General features: G+C 66.4%; 23 protein-coding genes and 1 riboswitch. Of the genes, 18 read left to right on the forward strand and 5 right to left on the reverse strand.

Translation table 11 applies throughout. From position 1 onward, the window contains the following. On the reverse strand, positions 1-1,476 hold the full coding sequence (locus BMI90_RS14580; protein WP_078530230.1) for a hypothetical protein: 1,476 nt from the start codon (positions 1,474-1,476) through the stop codon (positions 1-3). Continuing rightward, on the reverse strand, positions 1,473-2,576 hold the full coding sequence (locus tag BMI90_RS14585; RefSeq protein WP_078530231.1) for a glycosyltransferase family 4 protein: 1,104 nt from the start codon (positions 2,574-2,576) through the stop codon (positions 1,473-1,475). The genes BMI90_RS14580 and BMI90_RS14585 overlap by 4 nt, the downstream gene beginning before the upstream one ends. A gap of 151 nt (positions 2,577-2,727) precedes the next feature. On the opposite strand from BMI90_RS14585, the gene BMI90_RS14590 reads away from it, so the two are divergent. Beyond that, the gene (locus BMI90_RS14590; RefSeq protein WP_078530232.1) at positions 2,728-3,957 is read left to right on the forward strand and encodes a glycosyltransferase family 4 protein; all 1,230 of its coding nucleotides are present in this window, start codon (positions 2,728-2,730) and stop codon (positions 3,955-3,957) included. Here BMI90_RS14590 and BMI90_RS14595 read toward each other — a convergent pair. Next, positions 3,940-4,821 (reverse strand): sulfotransferase, encoded by an 882-nt coding sequence (locus BMI90_RS14595; RefSeq protein WP_078530233.1) that lies wholly within the window; start codon positions 4,819-4,821, stop codon positions 3,940-3,942. The two genes, BMI90_RS14590 and BMI90_RS14595, sit on opposite strands and share 18 nt — an antisense overlap. After that, on the reverse strand, positions 4,818-6,086 hold the full coding sequence (locus BMI90_RS14600; RefSeq protein ID WP_348638928.1) for a glycosyltransferase family 4 protein: 1,269 nt from the start codon (positions 6,084-6,086) through the stop codon (positions 4,818-4,820). The genes BMI90_RS14595 and BMI90_RS14600 overlap by 4 nt, the downstream gene beginning before the upstream one ends. Before the next feature lie 90 nt (positions 6,087-6,176). Here BMI90_RS14600 and BMI90_RS14605 point away from each other — a divergent pair, with 90 nt between their 5' ends. From BMI90_RS14605 to BMI90_RS14630, 6 genes are read left to right on the forward strand one after another with little or no spacing between them, the layout of a single operon-like run. Beyond that, positions 6,177-6,860 carry a sugar transferase gene (locus BMI90_RS14605; protein ID WP_078530235.1) on the forward strand — a complete coding sequence of 228 codons (684 nt, stop codon included), beginning with the start codon at positions 6,177-6,179 and terminating at the stop codon, positions 6,858-6,860. Continuing rightward, positions 6,857-9,127, forward strand: a complete 2,271-nt coding sequence (locus tag BMI90_RS14610; RefSeq protein WP_078530236.1) for a polysaccharide biosynthesis tyrosine autokinase — start codon at positions 6,857-6,859, stop codon at positions 9,125-9,127. Before BMI90_RS14605 ends, BMI90_RS14610 begins: the two co-directional genes overlap by 4 nt. After that, positions 9,124-10,467: a hypothetical protein gene (locus tag BMI90_RS18795; RefSeq protein ID WP_078530237.1), complete on the forward strand. Its 1,344-nt coding sequence runs from the start codon at positions 9,124-9,126 to the stop codon at positions 10,465-10,467. The genes BMI90_RS14610 and BMI90_RS18795 overlap by 4 nt, the downstream gene beginning before the upstream one ends. Continuing rightward, entirely contained in the window at positions 10,464-11,294 is an 831-nt protein-coding gene (locus BMI90_RS14620; RefSeq protein WP_168172798.1) for a sulfotransferase family 2 domain-containing protein, read from the forward strand. The genes BMI90_RS18795 and BMI90_RS14620 overlap by 4 nt, the downstream gene beginning before the upstream one ends. Next, positions 11,291-12,589 carry a hypothetical protein gene (locus BMI90_RS14625; RefSeq protein ID WP_078530239.1) on the forward strand — a complete coding sequence of 433 codons (1,299 nt, stop codon included), beginning with the start codon at positions 11,291-11,293 and terminating at the stop codon, positions 12,587-12,589. The genes BMI90_RS14620 and BMI90_RS14625 overlap by 4 nt, the downstream gene beginning before the upstream one ends. Before the next feature lie 3 nt (positions 12,590-12,592). Then, positions 12,593-13,654 (forward strand): sugar-transfer associated ATP-grasp domain-containing protein, encoded by a 1,062-nt coding sequence (locus BMI90_RS14630; RefSeq protein ID WP_078530240.1) that lies wholly within the window; start codon positions 12,593-12,595, stop codon positions 13,652-13,654. A 46-nt stretch (positions 13,655-13,700) separates the two neighbouring features. Here the strand turns inward: BMI90_RS14630 and ppsA are convergent, their stop codons facing one another. After that, positions 13,701-16,094, reverse strand: coding sequence for a phosphoenolpyruvate synthase (gene ppsA / locus BMI90_RS14635; RefSeq protein ID WP_078530241.1), 2,394 nt, complete (start codon positions 16,092-16,094; stop codon positions 13,701-13,703). A 245-nt stretch (positions 16,095-16,339) separates the two neighbouring features. Here ppsA and atpD point away from each other — a divergent pair, with 245 nt between their 5' ends. Genes atpD through BMI90_RS14690 form a run of 11 tightly spaced genes read left to right on the forward strand, consistent with a single transcriptional unit; the run spans position 16,340 to position 25,237 of the window. Then, the gene (atpD, locus tag BMI90_RS14640) at positions 16,340-17,782 is read left to right on the forward strand and encodes a F0F1 ATP synthase subunit beta (protein ID WP_078530242.1); all 1,443 of its coding nucleotides are present in this window, start codon (positions 16,340-16,342) and stop codon (positions 17,780-17,782) included. Continuing rightward, positions 17,779-18,255: a F0F1 ATP synthase subunit epsilon gene (locus tag BMI90_RS14645; RefSeq protein ID WP_078530243.1), complete on the forward strand. Its 477-nt coding sequence runs from the start codon at positions 17,779-17,781 to the stop codon at positions 18,253-18,255. Before atpD ends, BMI90_RS14645 begins: the two co-directional genes overlap by 4 nt. Then, on the forward strand, positions 18,245-18,529 hold the full coding sequence (locus BMI90_RS14650) for an AtpZ/AtpI family protein (RefSeq protein WP_078530351.1): 285 nt from the start codon (positions 18,245-18,247) through the stop codon (positions 18,527-18,529). The genes BMI90_RS14645 and BMI90_RS14650 overlap by 11 nt, the downstream gene beginning before the upstream one ends. Further along, positions 18,526-18,795 carry an ATP synthase subunit I gene (locus tag BMI90_RS14655; protein WP_158521754.1) on the forward strand — a complete coding sequence of 90 codons (270 nt, stop codon included), beginning with the start codon at positions 18,526-18,528 and terminating at the stop codon, positions 18,793-18,795. The genes BMI90_RS14650 and BMI90_RS14655 overlap by 4 nt, the downstream gene beginning before the upstream one ends. Further along, positions 18,795-19,502: a F0F1 ATP synthase subunit A gene (locus BMI90_RS14660; RefSeq protein WP_245795065.1), complete on the forward strand. Its 708-nt coding sequence runs from the start codon at positions 18,795-18,797 to the stop codon at positions 19,500-19,502. Before BMI90_RS14655 ends, BMI90_RS14660 begins: the two co-directional genes overlap by 1 nt. Further along, entirely contained in the window at positions 19,499-19,747 is a 249-nt protein-coding gene (locus BMI90_RS14665) for a F0F1 ATP synthase subunit C (protein ID WP_078530246.1), read from the forward strand. Before BMI90_RS14660 ends, BMI90_RS14665 begins: the two co-directional genes overlap by 4 nt. A gap of 10 nt (positions 19,748-19,757) precedes the next feature. Beyond that, a complete protein-coding gene (locus tag BMI90_RS14670) occupies positions 19,758-20,492 on the forward strand; it encodes a hypothetical protein (protein WP_078530247.1) in 735 nt (244 codons plus the stop codon). Further along, entirely contained in the window at positions 20,485-22,023 is a 1,539-nt protein-coding gene (locus tag BMI90_RS14675) for a F0F1 ATP synthase subunit alpha (RefSeq protein ID WP_078530248.1), read from the forward strand. The genes BMI90_RS14670 and BMI90_RS14675 overlap by 8 nt, the downstream gene beginning before the upstream one ends. After that, entirely contained in the window at positions 22,020-22,868 is an 849-nt protein-coding gene (locus BMI90_RS14680) for a FoF1 ATP synthase subunit gamma (protein WP_078530249.1), read from the forward strand. The genes BMI90_RS14675 and BMI90_RS14680 overlap by 4 nt, the downstream gene beginning before the upstream one ends. A 16-nt stretch (positions 22,869-22,884) precedes the next feature. Continuing rightward, entirely contained in the window at positions 22,885-23,889 is a 1,005-nt protein-coding gene (locus tag BMI90_RS14685; RefSeq protein WP_078530250.1) for an LOG family protein, read from the forward strand. Beyond that, the gene (locus tag BMI90_RS14690; protein ID WP_078530251.1) at positions 23,858-25,237 is read left to right on the forward strand and encodes an MBL fold metallo-hydrolase; all 1,380 of its coding nucleotides are present in this window, start codon (positions 23,858-23,860) and stop codon (positions 25,235-25,237) included. The genes BMI90_RS14685 and BMI90_RS14690 overlap by 32 nt, the downstream gene beginning before the upstream one ends. Before the next feature lie 254 nt (positions 25,238-25,491). Beyond that, positions 25,492-25,601, forward strand: a riboswitch (guanidine-I (ykkC/yxkD leader). Positions 25,602-25,696: the final 95 nt, after the last annotated feature.

The following is a 25,696-nucleotide window of genomic DNA, read 5'->3' on the forward strand; positions in this document are numbered from 1 at the left end:
TCACCCGCGCCGGAGCGTCTTGCGGTAGGCCCTGCGCAGGGGCTGGCCAAGCCCGGTTCCCATGAGGGCGCGGATCAGGCTGCGCCGCAACCTCAGCATGGCAAATCGGGCACGCAGAGACAGAGGGCGGCGCGCGGCGCGCTTGTCCTGCGCCACGAGCAACGGCTCGATCCGCAACAGGTCCTCGCGATCCTGTCCGGCAAGGCGGGTTGCCTTGAGAGCCGCGACCTCCGGAAGGCTCACGAAACTCAGCCCTGCATAGCGAAAATGGAGCGCCGGATCGCGCAGGATCTCGGCGGGCGGGGCACTGTGATAGCCGCCTTCATGCTGCTCGATCGTGGTGCCGGGCGGCCCTTCAGGCAATGGTGCGGGCGCGATCACGTCAATATCAGTGGATGGGCGCACCCCGTAGAGCCCCATCACCATCCCGGTGTCCACCGCAAACGCGTCCGCTGTCAGCCCCCGCGCATCGCGCCAGGTCGCAAGCGTCTCGAGATGGGCGCGGGTTTCGGCGAAGGCCATCGGATGGCCATGTTCGAGGAAATGCCGCGCATTGGGGTTCAAGAGCAGATGCGCCAGCTCCACCGCCTCGCGATGGGTGTCGGTGATATGAACCGAGCTTTTCGCGATCCTGTAGAGCGCGCGGATCTCGTCTTTCAGCGCGACCCGGTCGCGGTCGGGCGGGGCATCGAAGACGAGAACCCGCAGCGGACCGGGACCGGAGAAACACTCCAACAACTTGCGCCGGATGCCGGGGAAGTTCTCCTCGGACGGGCCGATCCAGGGCTCGTTCGGATAGACGCGGGTGAGCAGCGTATGGCCCGCGTGAAGCGACAGCTGCAAGGCGCGACGATAGGTGAGTGGGCCGATCAGCTGCTCGACCTCGCGTTCGCGCCCCTTGGCTGCGGGCCACAGGAGCGCGACGGCGGCATGGGGCATCGCCTCGACCAAGCGGATTGCGGATGCGTCGAGATCGGCCTCGGCCATGCCGCGTCCGGCAAAGAAGCGGTAATCGAAAACTTTCGGCTCCAACCCCGTCTCGACCGCCGTCACCGTCGTTCCAAGCGCGATGGCGCAGGCCGCGCGGTGACCGGCGTTGAGCAGGCTGCCGTCCGAGGCGAGCGGGACGAGGCTGCGCATAGGATCGAAGCCGCTGGTTTCCATGCTATCCATCAATGCGTCGAAATCATCGCGATAGCGCGCGATCCCCGTCTTGCCATCGCTGCCCGGCTCGATCATGTCGCCCAGCGAGAAGGCCGCGATATGCTCTTCATAGAGCCGATCGGCGAAAGGCGAGCCACCCGCGCGCCGTCCATCGAGCCACAAGAGCTTGAAGCCAAGATCGAAGCGGTTCCAGCTCGGGGTCGGGACGTGGGTTTTCAGCGGCAGCTCGGTCCGTGCGGGGTCAATCTGTTGCGCGAGAAAGGCGTCGATCCGGGTCTCGAGCGCGGCGCGGGGCAGGGTGGTTTTCGTCATGCCGCGACCTTCCCCGGTTGCCCGAGCGCGATCAGCCGGTCGATCAGAGCATCGAAATTACGTCTGCCGTCGAAGCGCTGTGCGGCACGGGCGCGGGCCGTTTCGCCCATTTTTGCGCGCAAGGCAGGCTCCTCGAGCAGCGCCGAAAGGGCGGCGACAAAGCCCGCATCGTCCTCGGGGGCGACAAGTCGCCCGGTCACGCCGTCCTCGACCAGATCAGGGATGCCGCCAAGCGCGCTGGAGACGACCGGAAGACCCGCCGCCGCCGCCTCGACGAGAACGAAGGGCGACATGTCAAGCCGGGTGGGCAGGCAGAAGAGATCCATCCGTGGCAACAGTTCCTGCATCAGCTGCGCATGTGACAGAGGTCCATGACAGGTGACGTGCGGGCCTTTCGGTGGTGGCGCGCTGTCGCCCGAGACGATATGCAGATGGCACCGCCCGGACAGGGGCCCGCCGACCCAGTCCGCCAGACGATACGCCCCTTTGCGCAGCAGGTTGTTGCCGACGAAAAGGATTTGCGGCACTGCGTTCACCGCCCCGCCCGCAGGTGGTGGCCATTGAGCGGGATCGAGCGAGGGCGGCTGGATCGTGATCCTGTCCATCCCGATTCCGAAATCCTCGCGGAGCGAATCCGCGGCCCAATGGCTCATCGGGAAGAGATGCGCGGCCTTGCGGCACAGCATCGCCTCGGTCTCTACCTCGGCCGCGCTCCATCCCGGCAAGGGCAGGTCGCGCGTCAGCGCGGGGCGCGTCGTGTCGAGGGCGAGTGTCACCGGGATGTCGCCCCCGGTGACCGCGCCGGCGGGCCAATGAGCGGCGACGTGGATGATATCGGGGCGATGGCGCGCGATGGCGGCCCGGATGTCGTGCCCGAGCACCCCCTCATGCATCGCGATCGGATCAAAGGGCCGCAAGGCGCGCCCGAGAGCCCCGTCGGCATGGCGGCGCGCAAGCTGCATGGCGATCCGGGGCGGCGCGCGGTGCAGCACGGTTGCGCGCAGGTCGTCGCGCATGCGCAGCGCGGCCTCGAGCTGGCGCGCATAGGTCGCCCAGCCCAGCACGTCATTGGCCACGAAGAGAATATGCGTCTTCGCCATCAGATCCCTTGCCCCACCAAGGCGTGGCGTCCGTCCCCATCGAACGCCTGTGGCTCCCAGCCTGCGCCACCCTCGCGCGATCCGTCAAGTTGGCGTATGAGAGAGGGGTGGCAATCACACCGGATGGCGATCCGGAGGCGAAGGAGCGGGCGTGCAAACTGCGGAGCGAAGCGATCCTCGGCTGACGGATGTCCTGATCGTGAGCGATTTCGCCGATGTGACCGGGGGGCAGGCGAAGGTCGCGATCGACACGGCGCGGCTTCTGGCGGGGGCCGGGCTTGAGGTGTCGTTCTTCGCAGCGACCGGGCCGGTGAGCCTGCTGCTCAGCCATCCGAAGATCCGCGTGACCTGTCTTGGCCAGCATACGCTGCTCGACAATCCGAGCCGGATGCGCGCGATGCTCTCCGGGCTGTGGAACCGTGCCGCCGCGCAGGCCTTGCGCGCCGAGATCGCGCGCCATGACCCGGCGCACACGGTGATCTTGTGCCACGGCTGGGCCAAGGCACTCTCACCGGCGATCGGGCCGGTGCTGACCGGGGGCGGGCTCCGCTGCCTCTATACGATGCACGAATATTTTCTCGCCTGTCCCAACGGCGGATTCTACGACTACCGCGCGGGCGAGATCTGCATGCGCAAACCTCTGGGCGCGGCCTGTCTGACCCACAATTGCGATGCGCGCCACGCGGTTCACAAGGGCTGGCGCGTCGCGCGGCAGGCCCTGGCGCGCGGCCCGGGACGGCTGCCAGGCGGCTTGAGCGACATTGCCTATATCTCACGGACGCAGTGCGCCGCGATGGCGCCTTACCTACCACGAGACGTGCGGCTCCATCATCTGGCCAACCCGGTTGCGAGCGATGCCCCCCCGGTGGACGCCACCGCCAATGACGCCTTCGTCTTCGTCGGACGGCTCTCTCCAGAAAAAGGCGGTGCGATCTTCGCCGAGGCCGCAAAGCGCGCTGGGCTGCGCGCGGTTTTCGTGGGCGATGGGCCCGAGGCGGCCCACATCCGCGCGATCAACCCGCAGGCCGAGATCACCGGCTGGGTCACGCCCGACGAGGTGCAGGAGCATCTTGCGTGCGCCCGCGCGGTCGTCTTCCCGAGCCTCTGGCATGAATGCCAGCCCCTCGTGCCGATCGAGGCGCTGTTGCGAGGGGTACCGGTGGTGACGGGGCGCTGGAGTGCGGCCCATGAGGTCGTCGAGGACGGGGTGAACGGGGTGATCTATGACCGCCCCGATGCGCAGGCGCTGGCCGATGCGCTGGGCCGGGTGGAGCGGATCGGTCCATTCGAGAGCGCGGGCCTCGCCGAAGCGGTCTCGCCCGCGCGACATGTCGAAAGCCTCATCGCGATCTGCGAGGAGATGCTAGGGCGCCCAGCCTGAGAGATCGAGGTCGAAGGCCTCGGCCAGCCGCGCGTTCTTTTCGGCGAAGCCCCGGCGCAGATCCACCAAAAACGCCGCATCGCCGTCGCGCTCGGGCGGGCGGGTATTGAGTGTGCGATAGAGCGCGCGCGCGGCCGAATAGACCCGCCCCTTCGGCAATGCGCCCCGCACCGCGATATTGAGCCGTTGCAGGGCGCGGTTGCGCGGCGTGTAGCTCTCGTTCTCGACCGGGAAGGCATAAGCGGCGTAGAAAGCCGGGTCGATTCCGCACCAATCCGCAATCTCCGTCACAAGCCCGTTGGGATCGGTGCGCAGCCGGTCGAAGGTCACCACCTTCATCCGTGCGGGGTCCAGCCGGTCGCGCCAGCGCTCCAGCCAGGGCAGGTAATCGGCGCAGGCCAGCGCGTTCGCCGCCACCTCGTTGCCGCCGAAGGCCTGCGTGCCCGCGCGGACCGCCGCGAGATAGTCGGGAAAACTCATTCCGGCGGGGATGTAATCCCAGTTGTCGCGGAAGTAATCATACACGGAGCGGATCTGGCTTGCCGGTTCGCGCAGCACGAAGAGCGCGCGCGCCTTGGGCAATTCGGGGATCAGGGCGAGCGCGGTGCGGGAATAGATCGTGCTGGGCGTACCCTCGACGCGCAGGCGGGTCGCTGCATCGAGGGGGGGGAAGGCGTCGGCCAGCCTCTCGATCCCCTGACCGGCGTTGAACGTCGGGCGGAAGACATGGCTGCCGGGATCAGCGAAGAAACAGCTCTCCTTCTCGTGCGAGCCCTGCACCTGCGGATGATCTGCAAGCCAACCGAAAAGCGACGAGGTGCCCGCCTTCGGCACGCCGGCGAGAAAGAGGATCGGTGCGCTCATCGCCGCGCCTCCAACTCTGCCAGATGAACTGCCATCTCGCGGGCAAAGCGCTCCAGCGTGAATCGGTTTTCGTAGCTTTGGCGCGCTGGACCGCGCATCGCCTGCAGGGCGGGACGGTCGAGCGAGGCAAGCATCCCGACCAGGGCGTCCGGTTCGAGTGCGAAGACGAACCCGGTCCTGCCGGAAGCCACCAGCGCACCCATATCGCTGCGATCGGAGACAAGGACCGGCGTCCTATTGCGCAACGCCTCCGGCACGATCAGCGGCAGGCCTTCCCAGCGCGAGGGTACGATCAGCGCATCGGCCGCCGCGTAATATCCATTAAGCGCCTCGGGTGGCTGCCAGCCATGCATCGTGACGCCCTCGGGCAAATCCGGCGTCACTCCTCCGCGCACCGGCCCGCCCACGAGGTGCAGATGCAAATGCGGCCCTGCGCGACGGGCGCTTGCGAAGGCGGACAGGAGGATATCGAGCCCCTTCTGATGGTCGAAGCGGCCGACGAACAGGAGATGGATCTCGTCCTCGGATCCACGGGCGAAAGGGGCAGGGGCCGTGTCCGGCGCGCGATCGGTCACGGCGTTTTCCACCACGACGTGCCGCCCGCGATAGCCATGGCGCCGCGCGAGCGCGAGATCGCCCTGCGAGACATTGACCACGAGATCGGCAAGCCCGCTTAGCCGCCCCTCGATCGCGCGCACGATCCGGCCCTTTGGCGATGCTGGATCGTAATTGCTGATCGCCCAGGCATGGGCGCAATAGAGCGCGGGGCTCCGATCGCCCATCGCCCGCAAGGCGAGGAGTGCCAGCAGCGAGAAGGTGCTGTTGAAGACATAGATATCAGGGCGGATCTCGCGCCGGGCGGTGCGGAATGCGCGCAGGAACCGGCCTAGCGCACCGAGGGTGCGCCCACCGCGCCGGAACCCGATCACGCCGGTTCGGTCCGCAAGGATGCGGGCGTCTTCTTCCGGCATCACTATGTTCAGATCATAACCATGAGGGGCAAGCGCGCGCAGGCTGTCTTGATAGCGCCCGACCCCGCCCAGAGCGGTCTCGCAAAGGCTCAGGATGCGTTTTCGAGAAGACGATTCGGGCAAATTGCACAACCTTTCAGCGACGCCATTGGGAAGCTTTACACCTAAGCGATGGGAGTTGCTTGATTTTGCGCAGCGACGCGCCGCTTCTCTCCGCACTTGGCGCACAATGCCGAAAAAGAGGTCAAATTGTCGGGCTCGAGTGCACAGAGCCCGGATATGAAGAACATTCACCTGACTTTTTGACGGAATTGTGTCAAAAATGTGATGCCGGATGAGCTGTAAGGGGCAGTGCGCCGGCCTCCTTTCTGGGGGTGGGAGAACATGCAAGATCAGTCGTATCAGGCCGATTTCATCGGCTTTTCAGGTCATGGCCGAGAGGCTTTGCCGAGTGGTTCCGTTTACGAGCGCTTCGGCAAACGTCCTGTCGACATTTCCTGCGCCGCATTCCTTTTGATGCTGAGTGCGCCGCTGATGGTGGCAATCACGCTCGGGCTGATGCTGACGGGCGGCACGCCGGTCTTCGCGCATCGCCGGGTCGGGCGCGACGGGATCTCGTTTCGCTGCTACAAGTTCCGCACGATGCGCAAGGATTCCTCGCGCGTGCTGCGCTTTGTCCTGCGGACCGATCCGGCGGCGGCCGAGGAATGGGCGGGCGCGCAGAAGCTGCTCGACGATCCGCGCGTGACCCGGATCGGGCTTTTCCTGCGCAAGACAAGCCTTGACGAATTGCCACAGCTTTTCAACGTATTGCGTGGCGATATGAGCATGGTCGGGCCGCGCCCGGTGACCGATCGGGAACTGCCGCGCTATGGCCGTTTCCTGCAGGCCTATCTTGCTGTGCGTCCCGGCGTGACGGGGCTCTGGCAGGTCCATGGCCGCGGCACGACGCTGTTTTCCGAGCGCGTCGAGATGGACGTGGCCTATATCCGCAAAATCCGCCTGTTCACCGATCTGAAACTGATGTTCCAGACCGCCGAAGTGGTGTTGCGGAGGTCGGGCAGTTGAAACACCTTCCCGCCTTCTCGCCCGATGGGGGTCGTGACCCATATCGCGACCCGGAGCTGGCCGAGGTGTTGCGCGCCGCAGCCATGCTGTTGCGGCGCAATCTCTGGGCGATGGTGCTGACAGGGCTCGTATTTGCCGCGTTGGGGCTGGTGATGGCGCAGCGTGTCGACAAGCTCTACCGCTCGAGTACCCAGCTGATGATCGAGCGCCCCGTTTCAAGCCCGATCGAGGTCGAGCAGGGCGGGACCGGGGGCATTGACGCGGGCTATGTCGAGGGGCAGGTGTTGCTGCTTTCATCCGATGACATGCTGCGCAAGGTGGTCGAGCAGGCGGATTTGCTCGAAGAGCCCTCTTTTCAGCCGCAACCGCCGAGCCTGCTGCGTCAGGGGATCAAGTGGGTGAAATCGCTGGTGCCTGCTCCTGCGCCCTCCGCCCCTGCGGCCTCGGAAGAGGAACGCCGGATGATCTCGGCGGTGAACACGCTGTCGGATCTGGTCAGCGTGGATCGCGAGGGCGAGACGAATGTCGTCACGATCCGCGCCAGCGCGACCTCGCCGCGATTGGCGCAGCGCATCGCGCAGACCCTGGCGCAAAGCTATATCACGTTGCGGCTCGATCAGCGTGAGGCCGAGGCGCGGGGCCTGAGCGACTGGATCGACGCGCGCGCCTCCGAGTTGCGCGACAAGCTCTCCGAGGCCGAACGCGCCGCGACCGCCTACCGCATCGAGAACAACCTGATCGGTGATGCGCAGGGCACGGGGCTGGGCGGCCAGCAATTGACCGAACTCAATGCCGAACTGATCCGCTCGCGTGCCGACCTCGCGCAGAAACGCGCCTCTCTCGAACAGGCGCAACAGGTGCTTTCAGGAGGTGGTGACCCCGCGAGCCTGCCCGAAGTGCAGGCTTCGCCGATCATCCAGGCCTTGCGCGAAACCCAGATGCAGCTGGAGCTGCGCGCCGAGGATGCCGCGCGGATCGGGCGTGAAGACAATCCCCGCCTGAGCCAGATCCAGCGCCAGATCGCGGCGGTCGAACAGCAACGCCGCGACGAGATCGGGCGCATCGCGCAGGTGCTCGCCAATGAAACCGAGGCGCTGGAAAGCCGCGCGCGGCTTCTCTCGGAGGCGTTGGCGCTGGCCGGGGGAGAGACCGGGCAGGAAAGCCGCGATGCGCTCAAGCTGCGCGAGCTCGAACGGATCGTCGAGGCCTATCGCACCCGCTATGAGCGCTATCTCAACAATGCGGGGCTTGCGAGCGAGCTGCAAAGTTTCGACACCAGCGGCACGCAGATCGTCAGCGCGGCCTCGTTGCCGCTGGAGCCCTATTACCCGCCCACCAAGGTGTTCATGATCCTCGGGTTTCTCGGCGGGGTAGCACTTGTCCTGATCGTGGCGCTCGTCCGCAATGCGCTGGGGCGCGGCTTTGCCTCGATCGAGGAGGTCGAGAACGAGCTCGGACTGCGTGTCCTCTCGGCGCTGCCGCTGCTGAGCGAACGCCAGTCGGGTCCAGACGTCATCCGCCGCGAACCTTTCTCGGATTTCAGCGAAACGGTGTCGGTGCTGCGCCAGAGCGTGATGGCCAGCGCGCAGGAGATGCGCGCGGGAACGGGCGCGCCGGTCGTGCTGATCACCTCGGCCGAGGACAATGTCGGCAAGACCACCGTCGCGGCCTCGCTGGGGGAGGCGGCCAGTGCGGCGGGCAAGCGGGTTCTGGTCGTCGATGCCGACCTGCGCTTCGCGGGTCTCACCGCGCTTTACGACATGGAAGACAGCCCCGGCCTGTGCGAGATCTTGCGCGGCCAGAACTGGTTGCCCGATATCGAGCCGCCGGAGGGGGGCTCGCTCGAGGTGATGCCTGCGGGCGCTTTGCGGGGGCGCCAGCCCTCGGGCTATCTCGAGACGCCGCACCTGCGCACCTTCCTGCGTGCGGCGGCGGCGGAATATGACCTCGTGGTGGTCGATGGTCCTCCCGTCGCCAATCTCGCAGACTGCCGCATTCTCGCGCGCGAATGTTCGGCCGTCGGGGTCGTGATGCGGGTCGGGCGAACCTCGCGCGACGTGATGCGCGCCGCGATCCGCCAATTGCCGCGCCAGAAACTGGCGGGGGTGATCGTGACGGGCGTGCCGCCGCAGGATCCGGCCGGACGCTGGAGCCTTGGCGGGGTCTATACCTCAAGCGCGATCCGCGCCGTCTCGACCGAGCCCCGCCGGGTCAGCCCCGCAACCGCGAGCGCGATCGCGAAAGCGCGCAAACAGGAGCCGGCATGAGCGCCGCGCGCCCTGAGGGTCTGCGCACACGCCTGATCGGCTGGGCGCTCGTGCTCGCGCTGGCGGGGCTGCCGCTGACTTGGATCCCGCTGGCGAGCCTTGGCGGGTTCGACCTCACGTTACCCTATGCGCTGAGTATCGCACTTGGCGCGGCGCTGCTGCTACGGGTTTTGCGTGCTATGCTTGCCGCCAGCGCATTGATCCCAGCGGTGACGCTCTGGCTCGTGCCTTATCTCGCCTATCTCTTCGTGCTGAAACTTCATCTCGCGGGGCTGCCCGATAACGGCATGATCCTGCGTCAGCTCTTCTTTCTCACCTGTGGCGGGACTATCGCCACAGCAATTTTGCTTTGCGGGGGAGAGGCGCGTCTCTTGCGTCGGGGCGGGTTCGCGGCGCTGGCGGGGTTCGTGGTGGTCGCCGAGATCCATGCCCGCCAGTTGGGGATGAGCTGGCTCGACGCGGTGACCCGCTTTCTCTCGGGCGATCTGAATTTCGTCATCTACAACTTCCTGCGCGCGATCTTCCAATCCGCGAGCGGTGATCCGGGCGAGGTTCCGGCCTCGCTCAAGAACGCGGTCTCGGGGGGGCTTTTGATCGGGCTCATCCTCTACCGCGCGGGCCATGAAAGTGCGGCGCGCGACAGCCGGGGGTGGGTCGTGACCTTGATCACGCTCGTGATCCTCGTATTGCTCAATACCCGCTCCGTGCTGTTGATCGCGGCGCTGGTGCTGCCGGGAGCTGCGATCATCGCCACGCTGCGCCGCCCGAGCCATAGCGCCAACCGGCTGGTCGTGAAGCTCCTGATCGGCGCGCTTGCACTGGCGCTCGGGGCGATGATGCTGCTCAACGGCTCGGCCGCGACGGATCTGATCGAGAGCCGTTTCACCTTCGAGGATGCCTCGACCGGAGGACGTTTCGCACAGTTCTCCTTCGCGCTCGCCGGGATCGAGCGGCATGTGATTGCGGGCTCTGGCCTGCACGAGATCAACGGCCTGCTGGTGCATAACCTCTTTCTCGGCGCGTGGCTTCATGGCGGGTTGCTGGCCTTCCTGCTGGTGCTGCTCAGCTATTGCGCGATGATCGGGCTTTGGGGGCGCTTCGTGGCGCGGATCGTGACCCAGCGCGGCTATTGGTTGCTGCCTGTGCGAGCCGAATGGGTGGCGATGCTGCCGGTCTTGGCTTTCTTCCGGGTCTGGATCGCGGGGGATGCGGGCCATCCGGGCTATCCCGAATGGATCTCGATCACCGGTTTCTTCGCGCTGGTTCTGGCCAATGCGCAGGCACGCCGCCCGGTTGCGCGCAGGGCGAGCTATCCGGTCGCGCGGGAGGCTTTCGCATGAGCTCGGGTCTGCCACAGGGCCAGCGCGCGGACTGGCATCGCGAAAGCGGCGGCGCGGTGGGCCGCTTGCGCCGCGTGCGAGAGCGCGTGCTGGACCGCGCCATCCCGCAACGTTTCGTCTTCCATCACGTGCCCAAATGCGGCGGCACCTCGGTTGGCCGCGCTTTGCGCAAACGCTGTATCCTGAGCCAGGGAACGGTTCTGCCCGAGGCAAGTTACCGCGCGTTCGAGGCCTTCATGGGCCAAGGCGATACCGAGCGGATGCTCGTCGATGTGCTCGACCTGCGCGAGCAGATGCTGCTCTACCTGATGTTCGCCGACACGCGCTGCATCTCGGCCCATGTGCGCTTTTCCGAAACCGCCTATGAACGCTTCGCCGAGCGCTACAAGTTCATCACCATCCTGCGCGAGCCGGTCTCTCGTTTCCTGTCCCATTACGCCTTTAGTCATGGCCGCAGCGGCGCCCATGCCGAGATCCGCGAGGGGTTCGATGCCTTCCTCGACACGCCCCGCGCGGCGCGGCTGGGGGCGAGCTATGTCGAGTTCTTCTCTGGCCTGCCCAAGGAGGCGGATCTGCGCGCGGATGCCTCGATCGACAAGGCAATCGCGGCGCTGTCGCGCTTTGCCGTGGTGGGGCGGCTCGACGATCAGAAGGGTTTTGCCGAGGCGATCCGGCGCGAGTTGGCCCTGCGGGTGCGCATCGGTTACGAGAACCGTGCGGGCGGCGCGCGTCCCGGGCTGCGGGCCGACGATCTGAGCGAGGCGCAACTTTCCCGCGTGCGCGCGCTTTGCGCTCCCGATCTCGCGGTGTGGGAGGCGGCGCCATGACCGATCTTCCCGGACCGGGCGCGTCTGCGGCCGTCGCATCCCCCCCGGTCGCCGAGCTCTCCTTGCGGCGCAATATCGTCTACGCGATGGTCGGGCGGGGCTATTACGCGGTCACGCAGTTCCTGATCATCGCCATCACCGCGCGGCTCGGCTCGGTTTCGGATGTCGGCGCACTGACGCTGGCGACGGCGCTTGTCACACCGCTGTTCTTCTTCACCTCGATGGGAGCGAAGACGGTGATGACGGTCGATGATTTCGACCGGTTCACCCGCGCCGATTATGTCGGACTGCGCTTTGCCGGAGGCTTGCTTGCGCTTGCGGCCTCGATGCTGACCGTGGCGTTGATCTATCCCGATCGGGGCTGGCTGGTGATCGCCTCGGTCGCCGGGGTGGCGCTGGTCCGGTTCTTCGGTGCGCAGGCGGCGCTCAATCAGGCGATCTTCCAGCGCGCCGAGCGGCTCGATTATGTCGCCGCCTCGATCTTTACCCGAGCCACGGCAGGACTGGCGGCCTTTGCGCTGGCCTTCTGGTGGAGCCGCGATCTGCCCTTGGCCCTTTTTTGCGAGGCCGCCTTGTGGTTTGCGAGCTATTGGCTCGTCGACACGCGCCTGCTGGCGCGGCTCGGGATGGAGGTCCCGCTCGCCATCCTGCGCCAAACCACGCCGCGCCGGATCTGGGCGCTGACGCTCTGGGTGCTGCCGATGGGCCTTGCGCTGTGGTTGATGCGGGCGGTTGGCTCGATCCCGCCGGTGATGCTCGAACATTACGCAGGGCTTGGCGCGGTAGGGATATTCGGGGCGCTGGCCTATGCGCATACGCTGATGTCGATGGTCTCGAACGCGATGGCCGGGGCGGCGGCGGCGCGGTTGCGGCGCTATGCGCGCAAGAGGCAGATGGGCGCGTTCCGCACCCTGACGCGCAAGATGATGCTCTTGTCGGGCGGGCTTGGGCTCGGGGCGTTTGTGCTGGCATGGATCATCGGCGCGCCGGTATTGGGGCTGGTCTTCGGCCCGGACTATGCGGATCGGGAGCTGTTCACGGTGATCGTGGGCGCGTCGGGCCTCGCGCTGGTGGCGGCTACGCTCAACACCGCGATCACCGCGCTTCACGCCTTCGGCTGGCGGGTCGCGGTTGCCGGGGCAAGTTTCCTCGCGGGGCTTGCGGTCGCGCTGGCGCTTGTGTCCTCGCATGGCGCGCTGGGCGGCGCCGTGGCGTTTCTGGCCTCCAGCGCGGTGAGCCTCGTGATGTCCTGGGGCGCCTGCCGCCTGCTCATCGCCCGCGCCAGGATGGTCTGACGGATGCGGGCGGGGCTGAAACCCGTGGCCAAGGCCGCGATCGCATCGCTCACGCTCAATGAATTGCGGTGGCGTAAACGTCGTGAAGCCGAGGCCGGGCTGCGCGTGCTCGCGGCGAATGGGCGCAAGATCTCGGAGGCGGCCCGGCGACGCGCGCGCGAGGAGGCAAAGCAGAAATTCGGGCACGAACGGCACGCGCCCTGGTTGATGCTCTATGCCGCCGCGCGTGGCGATTATCTGGAAGGCTGGCTCCCCGAGAGCTTCTATGCCGAAAACCTGATGCCGCAGGTCAACGGGATTGCCCATCACCTCAGCCGCGTGCAGGCGACCAACCCGGTCTTTTTCGACAGCCCCGCGATCTGTGACCTGCTCTATCTGATCAACGGGCGTATCCTGACCCCGCAGAAGGCCGCGATCGAGCCCTCCGCAGCACTTGAGCGGCTGCGTGCGGGGGGCGAGACACTGGTATTCAAGGCCGATCATTCCGCCTTCGGCAAAGGGGTGCGAAGCGTGGTGGTCAAGGATCTCGACGCCGCGACGCTGTACGGGTTCGGCAATGGCGTGTTCCAGCCGCTGCTGCGACCGCATCCCGAGCTTGCGCGCTTCGGCTCGCCCGCCTTGGCCACCCTGCGCGTAGCGACCGTTCTGGCTCAGACCGGCGCGCCGCTGATCCGGTCAAGCTATCTGAAGATCGGCCAGCCGGGGCAGGCGCATGTGCTCGCGCGAGATCAGCTGCGCGTGGCGGTGGCCCCGGAGAGCGGTGAGCTGGCCGCCGAGGGTTTTCACGCCGACTGGCGACCCGCGACAGGAGCGCAAGGCGCGGGGCCTTTCGCGGGCCACCGTGTGCCCGCCATCAGCGAGGCAGTGCAGACCGCTCTCAATCTGCATCGGCAATTGCCCCTGGCACGTTTCATCTGCTGGGATTTCGCGATCGACGAGGCCGAACGTGTGCGGCTTCTGGAATGGGAGGGCGGGGTGGTCAGCTTCGCCGAGGCCACGCAGGGTCCGTGCTTTCAGGGGCTTGGCTGGCCGGGGCTGGCATGGAAGGTCACGCCAGCGCCCTGATCTTGGTAAAGCCGCCGGGGAAAGCGCCTGAAAAGCCGCGCCGCGCTCAACCCTTCGCTTCCGCCTTCGCAACCGTCGCCTTCACCGCAAGGAAGCTGTCGGGCGTCACCGAGATCGTGTCGATCCCCGCTTTCACCAGAAGCTGGGCAAAGCCCGGATCGTTGCTCGGCGCCTGACCGCAGAGCCCGACCTTGCGCCCTGCCGCATGGGCCTTCGTGATCAGCGTCTCGATCATCCAGACCACCGCCGGGTCCCGCTCGCTGAACAGGGGCGCCAAGGCCTCGGAGTCGCGGTCGATGCCAAGCGTGAGCTGGGTGAGGTCGTTCGAGCCGATGGAGAACCCGTCGAAGCGCTCGGCGAAGCCTTCCGCGCTGATCACGTTCGAGGGGATCTCGGCCATCACATAGACCTGCAATCCGTTCTCCCCGCGCCTGAGGCCGTTGTCGCGCATGACGTCGAGCACATCATCTGCCTCGCCCAGCGTGCGGCAGAAGGGGATCATCACGATGACATTGTCGAAGCCGATCTCCTCGCGCAGCCGCCGGATCGCGCGGCATTCGAGCGCGAACCCGTCGCGATAGGCCTCCGAGTAGTAGCGCGAGGCGCCGCGGAACCCGATCATCGGGTTTTCCTCGGCAGGCTCGAAGCCGCGCCCGCCCAGAAGATCGGCATATTCGTTCGTCTTGAAATCGCTCATCCGGATGATGACCGGGTTGGGATACCAGATCGCGGCAATCCTCGAGAGGCCCATTGCGAGCTTTTCGACGAAATAGGCCTCGCGCTCGGCATAGCCCCTGGTGAGCGCGTCGATCGCCTTGCGATCCTCGGCGCTTTTCACCTGATCGTAGCGGGTCAGCGCCAGCGGGTGCACTTTCACCTCGTTGGAGACCACGAATTCCATCCGCGCAAGCCCCACGCCATCGGCGGGCAGTCGCCACCAGCGCATCGCGGCCGCCGGATTGGCGAGGTTGAGCATGACCTTGGTGCGGGTGTGCGGCACCGCGTCGAGATGCAGCTCTTCGACCGTGACCTCGGCCTTGCCCTCATAGATCGCGCCATCCTCGCCCTCGGCGCAGGAGACGGTGACCATCTGGTGATCGTGCAGCACATGGGTCGCATTGCCGGTGCCGACGATCGCGGGCACGCCCAGCTCGCGGCTGATGATCGCGGCATGCGAGGTGCGCCCGCCGTGATCGGTCACGATGGCCGAGGCGCGTTTCATGATCGGCACCCAGTCGGGGTCCGTGTTCGAGGTGACCAGCACCGCGCCGTCGACGAAGCGGTCGATATGCTCGGCGCTCTCGATGATGCAGACCTCGCCGCTCGCCACCGCGCCGCCCACGCTGAGCCCGGTCGCAAGCAGCTTGCCGCGATGGCCGAGCGTGTAACTTTTCATCGCTCCGGCGCCAGCGCGTGACTGCACCGTCTCGGGCCGCGCCTGCACGATGTAGAGTTTGCCATCTTCGCCGTCGCGCGCCCATTCCATGTCCATCGGGCAGCCGTAATGATCCTCGATCACGCGTGCCATCTGCGCCAGCTCGAGGATCTCGGCATCGCTCAGCACGAAACTCTCGCGCTCGGCTTTCGAGGTCGGGACGTTGCGCGTGGCAGGCTCGCCTTCGCGCCCGTAGATCATCTTGATCGCCTTCGCGCCGAGGCCCTTGTGCAGGATCGGCGTGGTCTCGGGCCTGTCGAGGAATGGTTTGTAGACCTGGTATTCGTCGGGGCTGACCGCCCCTTGCACCACGTTTTCGCCCAGACCCCAGGCGGCATTGATCAGCACCACATTGTCGAAGCCGCTTTCGGTGTCGAGCGAGAACATCACGCCCGAGCCCGCCAGATCCGAGCGCACCATCAATTGCACGCCGATCGAGAGAGCCACTTCCATGTGATCGTAACCGCGCAGGTTGCGATAGGTGATCGCGCGGTCGGTGAAGAGGGACGCGTAACACCGGCGGCACGCGCTCAGGAGCGCTTCTTCGCCCACCACGTTGAGGAAGGTCTCCTGTTGGCCTGCGAAGCTCGCATCGGGCAGATCTTCGGCGGTGGCCGACGAACGCACCGCGACGGCCGGATCGTTGCGCCCGGACCGTTTCGCAAGCTCGCGATAGGCCGAGCGGATATCGGCCTCGAAGGCGGCAGGCCACTGACCCGAGGCAAGCGTCGTGCGGATCGAAGTTCCGGTTTCGGACAGGCTCGCGCGCCCGTCGGCCATCTTGTCGAGCGCGTCTTTCAGGCTCGCGCCGAAATCGTTCTCGGCGAGGAATTCGCGATATGCGTCGGCGGTGGTCGCGAACCCGGGAGGGACGCGGATGCCCTTTTGCCCCAGCTCCTGAACCATCTCGCCCAGCGAGGCATTCTTGCCGCCCACCTTGGCGACATCGGTTCGGCGCAGCTCTTCGAACCAGATCAGACGCGTGTCGCTCGTCCCGTTTTTCATGATCGTTTCTCCTCTCCCGGTGGCGGCAGGTTAGGCCGACCTCGGCGAAGCGCAATGATCCGAGTCAATTTTTCCGCGACAGGTCAGTCACTCAATCGTGATTGTCCTAGGGATAAAGGCGGGCTGAAAAACCGCGCAAATCTCTGAGCAATTTCGCGAATTCGCGGCTGCACTTGTCAGAGATCATGTGAAATGATCCAATCCAGTGATGTATTGCCACGAGGTCGGAGAGCGGAGTGAAGCGGATGACTGAGAGGCTCGAAGAAACGGTCGCCGCGACTGCGGGAGAAGTGATCGCCGTGCGCGGCGCGGTTGTCGATGTGCTCTTCTTCTCCGGTCCCTTGCCCGCGATCAACGAGGCGCTGCGGGTCGAACGCGGCGACGGTGCGCCGGTTCTTCTCGAGGTGCAGGCGCAGCTCGACGCGCAAAGCCTGCGCACGATCGCCTTGCAGAACACCAACGGGTTGCGACGCGGCGCCCGGGCCGAACCGCTTGGCGGGCCGATCGCGGTGCCGGTGGGCGAGGCGGTGATGGGGCGGTTGCTCGATGTGACCGGCACGCCCGGCGACAAGGGAGGTCCCTTGCCCGTAGATGTGCCGCTGAGCCCGATTCACCGCGCGCCGCCGCCACTGCGGACCCGGGGCGGGCGCGCCGAGATCTTCCGCACCGGTATCAAGGTGATCGACCTGCTCACGCCGCTGGCGCAAGGCGGCAAGGCGGCGATGTTCGGGGGCGCGGGCGTGGGCAAGACCGTGCTGGTGATGGAGCTGATCCACGCCATGGTCGCAGGTTATAACGGCATCTCGGTCTTTTCCGGCATCGGCGAGCGCTCACGCGAGGGCCACGAGATGCTTCTGGAGATGACGCAGGCCAAGGTGCTCGACCGCACGGTTCTGGTCTATGGCCAGATGAACGAGCCACCCGGCGCGCGCTGGCGGGTTCCGTTGACCGCGCTCACCATCGCCGAACATTTCCGCGACGTCGATCATCGCAACGTGCTCTTGCTGATGGATAACGTGTTTCGCTTCGTCCAGGCGGGCTCGGAGGTCTCGGGGCTTCTGGGGCGGCTGCCGAGCCGGGTGGGCTATCAACCGACGCTTGCCACCGAAGTGGCGCAGTTGCAGGAGCGGATCGCCTCGGTGGGCGATGCCTCGGTGACCGCGATCGAGGCGGTCTATGTGCCGGCCGATGACTTCACCGACCCGGCGGTGATGGCGATCGCGGGCCATGTGGATTCGATGGTCGTGCTCTCGCGCGCGATGGCGGCCGACGGGATGTATCCGGCGATCGATCCGATCGCGTCCTCCTCGGTGCTGCTCGACCCGCTGGTGCTGGGGCAGGACCATGTCGATGTGGCGACCGAGGTGCGTCGGGCAATCGAACATTATCGCGAATTGCAGGATGTGATCTCGCTTCTGGGCATGGAAGAGCTGGGCCGCGACGATCGGCGCATGGTCGAGCGCGCCCGCCGCCTGCAACGCTTCCTGACCCAGCCTTTCACCGTGACCGAGGCATTCACCGGGATCGAGGGGCGCTCGGTCGCGCTGGAAGACACGATCAACGGCTGTCGCGCGATACTCGCGGGCGAAGCCGACGATTGGGACGAAGGCTCGCTCTACATGGTGGGCGATTTCGAGGAGGCGCGCGCCAAGGAAGATGCCGCGCGCAAGGCGGAGGCGGCGGCATGAGCGGCGCTTTGCATCTGACCGTATCGACCCCGATGGAGGTTCTCGTGAAGGATCTGCCCGTGGTCGCGATCCGGGCCGAGGATGCAAGCGGCAGCTTCGGCATTTTGCCCGGCCATACCGATTTCCTGACCGTTTTGCCGCCTTCGGTGCTGCGCTGGCGCGAGAGCGCGGATGCAGCGCCGCGCTATTGCGCGATCCGGGCGGGGCTGATGACGGTCACGGGGGGCACCAAGGTCGCGGTGGCGTGTCGCGAAGGGATCCTCGGGGCTGATCTCGAGGCGCTCCGGGCCGAGTTGCGCGCGTTGCGCAAGGACGCAACCGACGAGGACCGCCGCGCCCGGGTCGAGCATCTGCGCCTTCATGCCCAGGCCGTGCGTCAGATGATGCGTTTCCTGCGGCCCGCACGCCCCGGTGCCTTCGATCATCCGCCAGCGATCGGCGTCAGCGTGGAGGGCGATGGCGATGGCTGGTGAGCGCAAGAACGAGGATCCGGTCGAGGAGGCCGCCCGCCGCGCCGAGGCGCGCGAGAAGATGGGGATCGAAACGCCCGAACCCTCTTTAGGGTCACGGCTGGGGCAGATCGGTATCCTCGGTTGGGCCATCGTGACGCCGATTCTTCTAGGGATCGTGCTGGGCCGGCTGGCCGACCGGGCCTTCGGGACCGGCATCTTCTTCACCGCGCCTGCGATCTTCCTCGGTGCGGCCATAGGGCTGCACGCGGCCTGGAAATGGATGCATCACCAATGAATTCGCCTTTCGTCTTCGCCGCTCTTGCCCTTCTGCTCGGTTTTGCCGTCGGGCTGGTGCATTTCCTTTCGCTCAAGCGGGTCGCGGCGCTTTATCTGGGCGGCTCGGTGGGCTGGCCGATCGCGCTGCAACTGATCCGTCTCGCGATCCTAGTGGTGATGATGGTCTGGCTGGCGAAGGCCGGGGCGCTGCCGCTTCTGGCAGGGGCCTTGGGCGTGATCCTCGCTCGCATCGTTGTGCTGCGGCTGGCCGGGAAGGAGGCGTGATGGAAAACCCGCTGACCCTTCAGCCGCTGTTTCATCTGGGTCCCGTGCCGATCACATCGCCGGTTGTGATCAGCTGGGCGCTGATCGCGATCCTCACGCTCGGCTCGATCCTGCTTACGCGCAATCTCAGCCTCACGCCGTCGAAGACCCAGACCGTGCTGGAACTGTTCGTCACCACAATCGAGGCGCAGATCCGGGACACGATGAACCGCGAGCCCGGACCCTATCGCGCGCTGATCGGGACGATCTTCCTCTTCGTGCTCGTGGCGAACTGGTCCTCGCTGGTCCCCGGGATCGAACCGCCCACCGCGCATCTGGAAACCGACGCGGCGCTCGCCGTCGTGGTCTTCGCCGCGACCATTTCCTTCGGAATCGCGCAACGCGGTCTCAAGGGTTATCTCGCGACCTTCGCCGAGCCGAGCTGGGTGATGATCCCGCTCAATATCATCGAGCAGATCACCCGGACCTTCTCGCTCATGGTGCGCCTCTTCGGAAACGTGATGAGCGGGGTCTTCGTGGTCGGGATCGTGCTCTCGCTCGCCGGCCTTTTCGTGCCGATCCCGCTGATGGCGCTCGATCTGCTGACCGGGACCGTGCAGGCCTATATCTTCGCGGTGCTCGCCACCGTCTTCATCGGCGCGGCCGTGGGCGACGGGCCCGCGCGAGCGCCCTCCGACACATCCGACAAGGAGACCCCCCAACCATGACCGGAAATCTCGTCCATATCGTCTCGATCCTTGCCGCCGCGATTGCGGTGAGCTTCGGAGCCATCGGGCCCGCACTGGGCGAAGGCCGTGCGGTGGCCGCCGCGATGGATGCCATCGCCCGCCAGCCCGAAGCTGCGGGCACGATCAGCCGCACCCTCTTCGTGGGGCTTGCGATGATCGAGACGATGGCGATCTACACGCTTGTAATCGCGCTGCTCGTCCTTTTCGCCAACCCCTTCGCCTGAGCGGGCGGCGATGACCATCGACTGGTGGACATTGGGGCTTCAGACGATCAACGTCGTCGTCCTCGTCTGGCTGCTGGCGCGGTTCCTGTTCCGCCCGGTGAGCCGGATCATCGCCGAGCGGCAGGCGGCGGCGCAATCGGCGCTCGATGCCGCGAAGGCGGCACAGGCCGAGGCTGAAGCGGCGCGGGCGCAAGCGAAATCGGAAGCCGCCGAACAGGCAAGCGCGCGCGTGGCGCAACTCGCGCAGGCACAGGAGGCGGCGAAACAGGAAAGCGCACGGCTTCTGACGAAGGCCCATAACGAGGTCGCGGCATTGCGGGCGCAGACCGAGGCCGAGATCGCCAAGGAGCGCGAGGCGGCACAGACGCAGATGGCGCGCGAGGCGGGGGTGCTGGCGAGCGACATCGCCGCGCGCCTGCTGTCGCGCCTGCCCGAAGGCGCCCGGATCGACGGTTTCGTGCCCGGACTCGTCGAGGCGGTGCGCAAGCTGCCCGAGCCGACCCGAGAGGCGCTTCTTGCACAAGGAAAGCTGGCGCTGCGCGCTGCGCGTGCGCCGAGTGCCGAGGAAACCACCCGGATCGAAGCGCAGCTTTCCGAGGCGCTTGGCGGGCCTGTCACGGTGGATCTCAGCGTGGACGAGGGCCTGCTGGCGGGGCTCGAGCTTGATGCGGCGACAGCGGTGGTGCGCAACCACCTGCGCGCCGATCTCGACCGGATCAAGGCGGAGGTGACGCAAGATGACTGATCGCGCATTGCCCCCCGATTGGCTCGAAACCCGCCGCGCGCGTCTGGCGAGGGCAGAGCTTGCCCCCGAGGCCGAGGCGGTTGGCCGGATCACCCATCTGGCCGACGGGATCGCGCAGGTCGCGGGCCTGCCCGAGGCGCCGCTGGGTGCGCTGCTGCGCTTCGAGAGCGGCGGCTACGCTTTCGCGCACAGTCTCGGACGCGAGGCGATCGACGCGGTGTTTCTCGATGCGGCGACCTCGGTCAGCGTGGGGGAGAGGGTGACGGATACGGGCGACGTGCTGCGCGTGCCGGTAGGCGAGGCGCTGCTGGGCCGGGTCATCGACCCGCTTGGCCGCCCGCTCGACAACGGTCCTGTGCCCGAGACGACCGCGCGGATGCCCGTCGAGCGCCCGGCGCCCGCGATCATCGAGCGCGATCTGGTCTCGACACCGCTTGAGACGGGCCTGCTGGTGGTCGACAGTCTCTTTGCCCTCGGGCGCGGCCAGCGTGAGCTGATCGTGGGCGACCGCTCCACGGGCAAGACCTCGCTCGCGGTCGATGCGATCATCAACCAGAAGAATTCCGACGTGATCTGCATCTATGTCGCGGTCGGCCAGCGCGCCACGGCGGTCGAGCGGGTCGTGGCGGCGGTGCGCGAACATGGCGCGCCCGAGCGGTGCATCTTCGTCGTGGGCAGCGCCGCGGCCCCGCCGGGTCTGCAATGGATCGCGCCTTTCGCGGGCATGACGATGGCCGAGTATTTCCGTGACAAGGGGCAGGACGCGCTGATCGTGATCGACGATCTGACCTTGCATGCCGCGACCCACCGGGAACTTGCATTGCTCACGCGCGAGCCGCCCGGACGCGAGGCCTATCCGGGCGATGTCTTCTACCTCCATGCGCGGCTTCTGGAGCGCGCCGCGAAGCTCTCGCCCGAACTGGGCGGCGGCTCGCTCACCGCGCTGCCCATCGCACAGACCGATGCGGGCAACCTCTCGGCCTATATCCCGACCAACCTGATCTCGATCACCGACGGGCAGATCGTGCTCGACACGCATCTCTTCTCGGCCAATCACCGGCCCGCCGTCGATGTCGGGCTCTCTGTGAGCCGGGTGGGCGGCAAGGCGCAAAAACCTGCGCTGCGGGCGGTCTCGGGGCGGGTGCGTCTCGATTACGCGCAGTTTCAGGAGCTTGAGATGTTCACGCGTTTCGGCGGGATCTCGAATGCGCGGGTGAAGGCGCAGATCGCGCGGGGCGAGCGGATTCGAGCGCTTCTCGCCCAGCCGCGCTATTCGGGGTTGCGGCTGGCCGATCAGGTGGCGTTGCTTGCGGCGCTGGCCGATGGGGTGCTCGATGCCTTCCCGGTCGCGATCATCCCCGATCTGCGCGCGCGGCTTGCGGGCTGGCTGGATGCCCATGCGGGGGAGGCAGTGGCCGAACTTGCGCGCAGCGGCGAGCTGACCGACGAGACGCGCGCGGCGCTCGTGGCGGCGCTCAGGACATTAGCAGAGGAACTGGCCCCCGCAAACGACACGGAAGGCGCGTCATGAGCGGACGGGCCGCGGAACTGCGCGAGCGGATCGAGACGGTCCACAAGCTCGAGACGGTGATCTCGGCAATGCGCGGGATCGCGGCCTCGCGGGTGCAGGAGGCGCATCAGCACCTCGAGAGCATCCGCACCTTCGCCGCCACGATCGGCGCGGCGATCTCAGAAGTGCTCGCGGGGCTCGATCCTGCGGGCGGTGGCGTCGACGCGCCGCAGGATGAACGCCAGCTCCTGTTGCTGTTCGCCGCCGAGCAGGGGTTCGCGGGCAGCTTCTCGGAGAAGCTCTTCGATGTGGCGCAGGCGCAGCTCAAACGCGGAGGGGAGCTGTTCCTCGTCGGCGATCGCGGGCTGCTGGTCGCGGCCGAACGTGGGCTCTCGGTGGATTGGTCCGTGCCGATGATCGCCCATCCGATGCAGGCCGCAGGGCTCGCGACCCGGATCACCGACGCGATCTTCGCGCGCATCGCGGGCGCGGGGATCACCCGTGTCACGCTTGTCCATGCCAGCCCCGACGGCGCCGAGCCGGTCCATATCGAGACCAAGACCCTGATGCCCTTTGACTTCACGCGCTTCCCGCCCCCGAAGACGCGGATCGCGCCCCTGATGACCCTGCCGCCTGAACAGCTCCTGCAAAGCCTGATCGAAGAACATGTCTTCGCCGAGATCAGCGAGGCCGTGATCCTGTCCTTCGCCGCCGAGAACGAGGCGCGGATGCGGGCGATGATCGCGGCGCAGGAGAACACCTCGGACACGCTTGACGAGATGGTGCGCGGCGCGCGCCGCCTGCGTCAGGAAGAGATCACCGAGGAAATCGTCGAGCTTGCAACGTCAAGCCTAACCCAGTCCTGACCTTGCGAGGAATACCATGGCAAGCGACCCGCTTTCCGCATCCGAAAAACCCGAACCCGCGCCCGATATCGAGCGCGTGATCGAGCTGCCCTGGAGCCAGCCGAAAACCGACCAGGAGGATGTGCGCGCCCCCGATCTGCTGCGCGAGATCATGGAGCATCCGAACTATCTCGAAGCGGATGCCGATCTGGGCTTTCTCAACCGTGACGACATGCGCGGCACGCGGCTCCAGATGGATTATCAGAAGGCCGAGACGCTGCTCAACGAGCACGGCATCGCCCATTCAATCGTGGTCTTCGGCGGCACACGCATCCCCGAGCCCTCGGTCGCGCAGGAGCGTCTGGCCGAAATTGCCGCGCAGGCTGCGGCCCATCCGGCAGACGAGGGGCTGCGCACCCGGGTCGCGATTGCCGAGAGGATCGTCGAGAAGAGCCGGTATTACGATGTCGCCCGGGAATTCGGACAGATCGTGGGGGCGCAGGAAGGTCCCGAGGACAACCGTCTCGTGATCGTCACCGGTGGCGGGCCGGGGATGATGGAGGCCGCCAATCGCGGCGCATGCGAGGCGGGCGCGAAGACCATCGGGCTCAATATCACCCTGCCGCACGAACAGTTTCCCAACCCCTATATCACGCCGGGGCTGTGCTTTCGCTTTCGCTATTTCGCCCTGCGCAAGCTGCATTTCCTGATGCGCGCACGGGCGCTCGTCGTGTTTCCGGGCGGCTATGGCACGCTCGACGAGCTGTTCGAGACGCTCACGCTGATCCAGACGCGCAAGATCCGCCCCGTCCCGGTGATCCTGGTGGGGCGCGACTATTGGAAGCGCGCCTTCGATCCCGATTTCCTCGTGGCCGAGGGGGTGATCGACCCGGAGGATCGCGAACTCTTCTGGTATGCCGAGAGCGCCGAGGAGATCTGGCAGGATATCCGTCGCTGGTACGCGCGCATCGGGCGCGAGATCGTCGAGACGCAAGAGGGAGGAGAAAGCTATGAAGATTTCATTTCACGGTGCCGCACATGAGGTGACGGGCTCGTGCCATCTGGTCGAGTGCTGCGGCAAGCGCATCCTGATCGATTGCGGCATGTTCCAGGGGCGTGCGGAACTGACCGACGCCAATGCGGCGAAATTCGGCTTCGAACCGGCGCAGATCGACGCGGTCTTGCTTACCCACGCCCATCTCGACCATTGCGGGCGTCTGCCGCTACTGGTCAAGCGCGGGTTCAAGGGCGAGATCATCGCGACCTCGGCCACGCGCGATCTGGCGCGGCTGGTGATGCTCGACGCGGCGCATCTTCAGATGGAAGAGGAGCGCCATCACCATCGCCATGGTCAGCATGGGCGCGCCGATGAAGCGCTTTATGATGAGATGGATGCGCTCGACGCGGTCGACCGCTTTGGCCGCAATGCAAGCTATCGCGAGCCGATCGAGCTCTTTCCCGGCATCACCGCGACCTATCACGAGGCGGGGCATATCCTCGGCTCGGCCTCGATCGAGCTGACCCTGAGCGAACACGGCAAAACCCGGCGCGTGCTGTTCTCGGGCGATCTTGGACCGCTGGGGCGGCCGCTCCTGAACGATTTCGACCCGCCCTCCGGTGTCGATGTGGTGGTGATGGAAACGACCTATGGCGATCGGACCCATCGCAGCCTCGAAGCCTCGGTCGAAGAGTTCACCCACGCCATCACCGCGACCGAACGGCGCGGCGGCAATGTGATCATCCCGACCTTCGCCCTTGAGCGCGCGCAGGAAATCCTGTGGTTCCTGCGCGAGGGGATGGAGGGGGGCAAGATCCGCAAGTCGCTCAAGGTCTTTCTCGACTCGCCGATGGCGATCTCCGCCACGCGGATCTTCGCGCGTCATGAAGAGGCGTTGCGGCCCGAACTGGCGAAGATGATCGCCCATGGCCGCGATCCCTTCCAGCTGCCCGAGTTGCACATGACCCGCGAGACGCAGGAATCAATGGCGCTGAATGAGATCCGCGCGGGCGCGGTGATCATGGCGGGCTCGGGCATGTGCACGGGCGGGCGGGTGCGTCACCACCTGCGCCACAATCTCGCGCGGCGCGATGCGAGCGTTATCTTCGTGGGCTATGCGGCCGAAGGTACGCTTGCGCGGATCATCATCGACGGGGCGAAACATGTGAAACTCTTCGGCGCGGAGATCCCGGTTCAGGCGCAGATCCACACGATCAACGGCTTTTCGGCCCATGCCGACCGCGACGATCTGATCGAATGGCTGAGCCGTACCGGACACCCCTCGAAGGTCTTTCTCGTGCATGGTGAGACCCGTGCCATGGAGAGCTTCGCCAAGGCGATCGGGCCGGAGCGGGTCGAGATGCCGAAAGCCGGACAGAGCTTCGAGCTCTGAAGGGTGGCGAACCGGGTGCACTGGGTGCCCGGTCATCCACCGGGAGCAGGCATCACGACAGCCCGCGCTGTCGCGAAGCGGCGATGCGATACGTTGCGATGGCGCGGCTGAGATCGGTGGTTTCGCCCGCGAGGGAGTCACTTCCGCGATCATCCCGCCGGGATGCGCGCCTGTTTTTTGGGCAGCTGGAGTCTCGGGGCGAAAAAGAGCGAGGCCTCGCTTTGAGAAGCGCGGCGGAGTGGTTTTTGATGAAAGGGCAGGGCGCTTAGGGTTCCGTTGCCGATACGGCAGGTCTGGTCCGAGAAGTGCCACCCTTGCGGCAAAATCCGCGACGGGCACACGGCGGGCCAAAATCCCGGGAGATTACTGCGCAGGTCTGACCCGCGCCTAATCTCTTGTTCCGCCAGCGGGTCGGCCTCTACGCCAAAATACGGCGGGACGCATGCCAACGGGGAAGAC

The organism is Thioclava sp. L04-15, assembly GCF_002020275.1.
Lineage (GTDB): Bacteria > Pseudomonadota > Alphaproteobacteria > Rhodobacterales > Rhodobacteraceae > Thioclava > Thioclava marina.

Excerpts from the sequence above, each read along its gene's own strand:
- BMI90_RS18795 (WP_078530237.1), top strand. The coding sequence starts at position 9,124 with ATGAGCGCCGCGCGCCCTGAGGGTCTGCGCACACGCCTGATCGGCTGG.
- BMI90_RS14630 (WP_078530240.1), top strand. The coding sequence starts at position 12,593 with ATGCGGGCGGGGCTGAAACCCGTGGCCAAGGCCGCGATCGCATCGCTC.
- BMI90_RS14580 (WP_078530230.1), bottom strand. The coding sequence starts at position 1,476 with ATGACGAAAACCACCCTGCCCCGCGCCGCGCTCGAGACCCGGATCGAC.
- BMI90_RS14605 (WP_078530235.1), top strand. The coding sequence starts at position 6,177 with ATGCAAGATCAGTCGTATCAGGCCGATTTCATCGGCTTTTCAGGTCAT.
- BMI90_RS14690 (WP_078530251.1), top strand. The coding sequence starts at position 23,858 with ATGAAGATTTCATTTCACGGTGCCGCACATGAGGTGACGGGCTCGTGC.
- BMI90_RS14650 (WP_078530351.1), top strand. The coding sequence starts at position 18,245 with ATGGCTGGTGAGCGCAAGAACGAGGATCCGGTCGAGGAGGCCGCCCGC.
- BMI90_RS14585 (WP_078530231.1), bottom strand. The coding sequence starts at position 2,576 with ATGGCGAAGACGCATATTCTCTTCGTGGCCAATGACGTGCTGGGCTGG.
- BMI90_RS14660 (WP_245795065.1), top strand. The coding sequence starts at position 18,795 with ATGGAAAACCCGCTGACCCTTCAGCCGCTGTTTCATCTGGGTCCCGTG.
- BMI90_RS14675 (WP_078530248.1), top strand. The coding sequence starts at position 20,485 with ATGACTGATCGCGCATTGCCCCCCGATTGGCTCGAAACCCGCCGCGCG.
- BMI90_RS14670 (WP_078530247.1), top strand. The coding sequence starts at position 19,758 with ATGACCATCGACTGGTGGACATTGGGGCTTCAGACGATCAACGTCGTC.
- BMI90_RS14645 (WP_078530243.1), top strand. The coding sequence starts at position 17,779 with ATGAGCGGCGCTTTGCATCTGACCGTATCGACCCCGATGGAGGTTCTC.
- BMI90_RS14665 (WP_078530246.1), top strand. The coding sequence starts at position 19,499 with ATGACCGGAAATCTCGTCCATATCGTCTCGATCCTTGCCGCCGCGATT.
- BMI90_RS14685 (WP_078530250.1), top strand. The coding sequence starts at position 22,885 with ATGGCAAGCGACCCGCTTTCCGCATCCGAAAAACCCGAACCCGCGCCC.
- BMI90_RS14595 (WP_078530233.1), bottom strand. The coding sequence starts at position 4,821 with ATGAGCGCACCGATCCTCTTTCTCGCCGGCGTGCCGAAGGCGGGCACC.
- ppsA (WP_078530241.1), bottom strand. The coding sequence starts at position 16,094 with ATGAAAAACGGGACGAGCGACACGCGTCTGATCTGGTTCGAAGAGCTG.
- BMI90_RS14655 (WP_158521754.1), top strand. The coding sequence starts at position 18,526 with ATGAATTCGCCTTTCGTCTTCGCCGCTCTTGCCCTTCTGCTCGGTTTT.
- BMI90_RS14625 (WP_078530239.1), top strand. The coding sequence starts at position 11,291 with ATGACCGATCTTCCCGGACCGGGCGCGTCTGCGGCCGTCGCATCCCCC.
- BMI90_RS14620 (WP_168172798.1), top strand. The coding sequence starts at position 10,464 with ATGAGCTCGGGTCTGCCACAGGGCCAGCGCGCGGACTGGCATCGCGAA.
- atpD (WP_078530242.1), top strand. The coding sequence starts at position 16,340 with ATGACTGAGAGGCTCGAAGAAACGGTCGCCGCGACTGCGGGAGAAGTG.
- BMI90_RS14680 (WP_078530249.1), top strand. The coding sequence starts at position 22,020 with ATGAGCGGACGGGCCGCGGAACTGCGCGAGCGGATCGAGACGGTCCAC.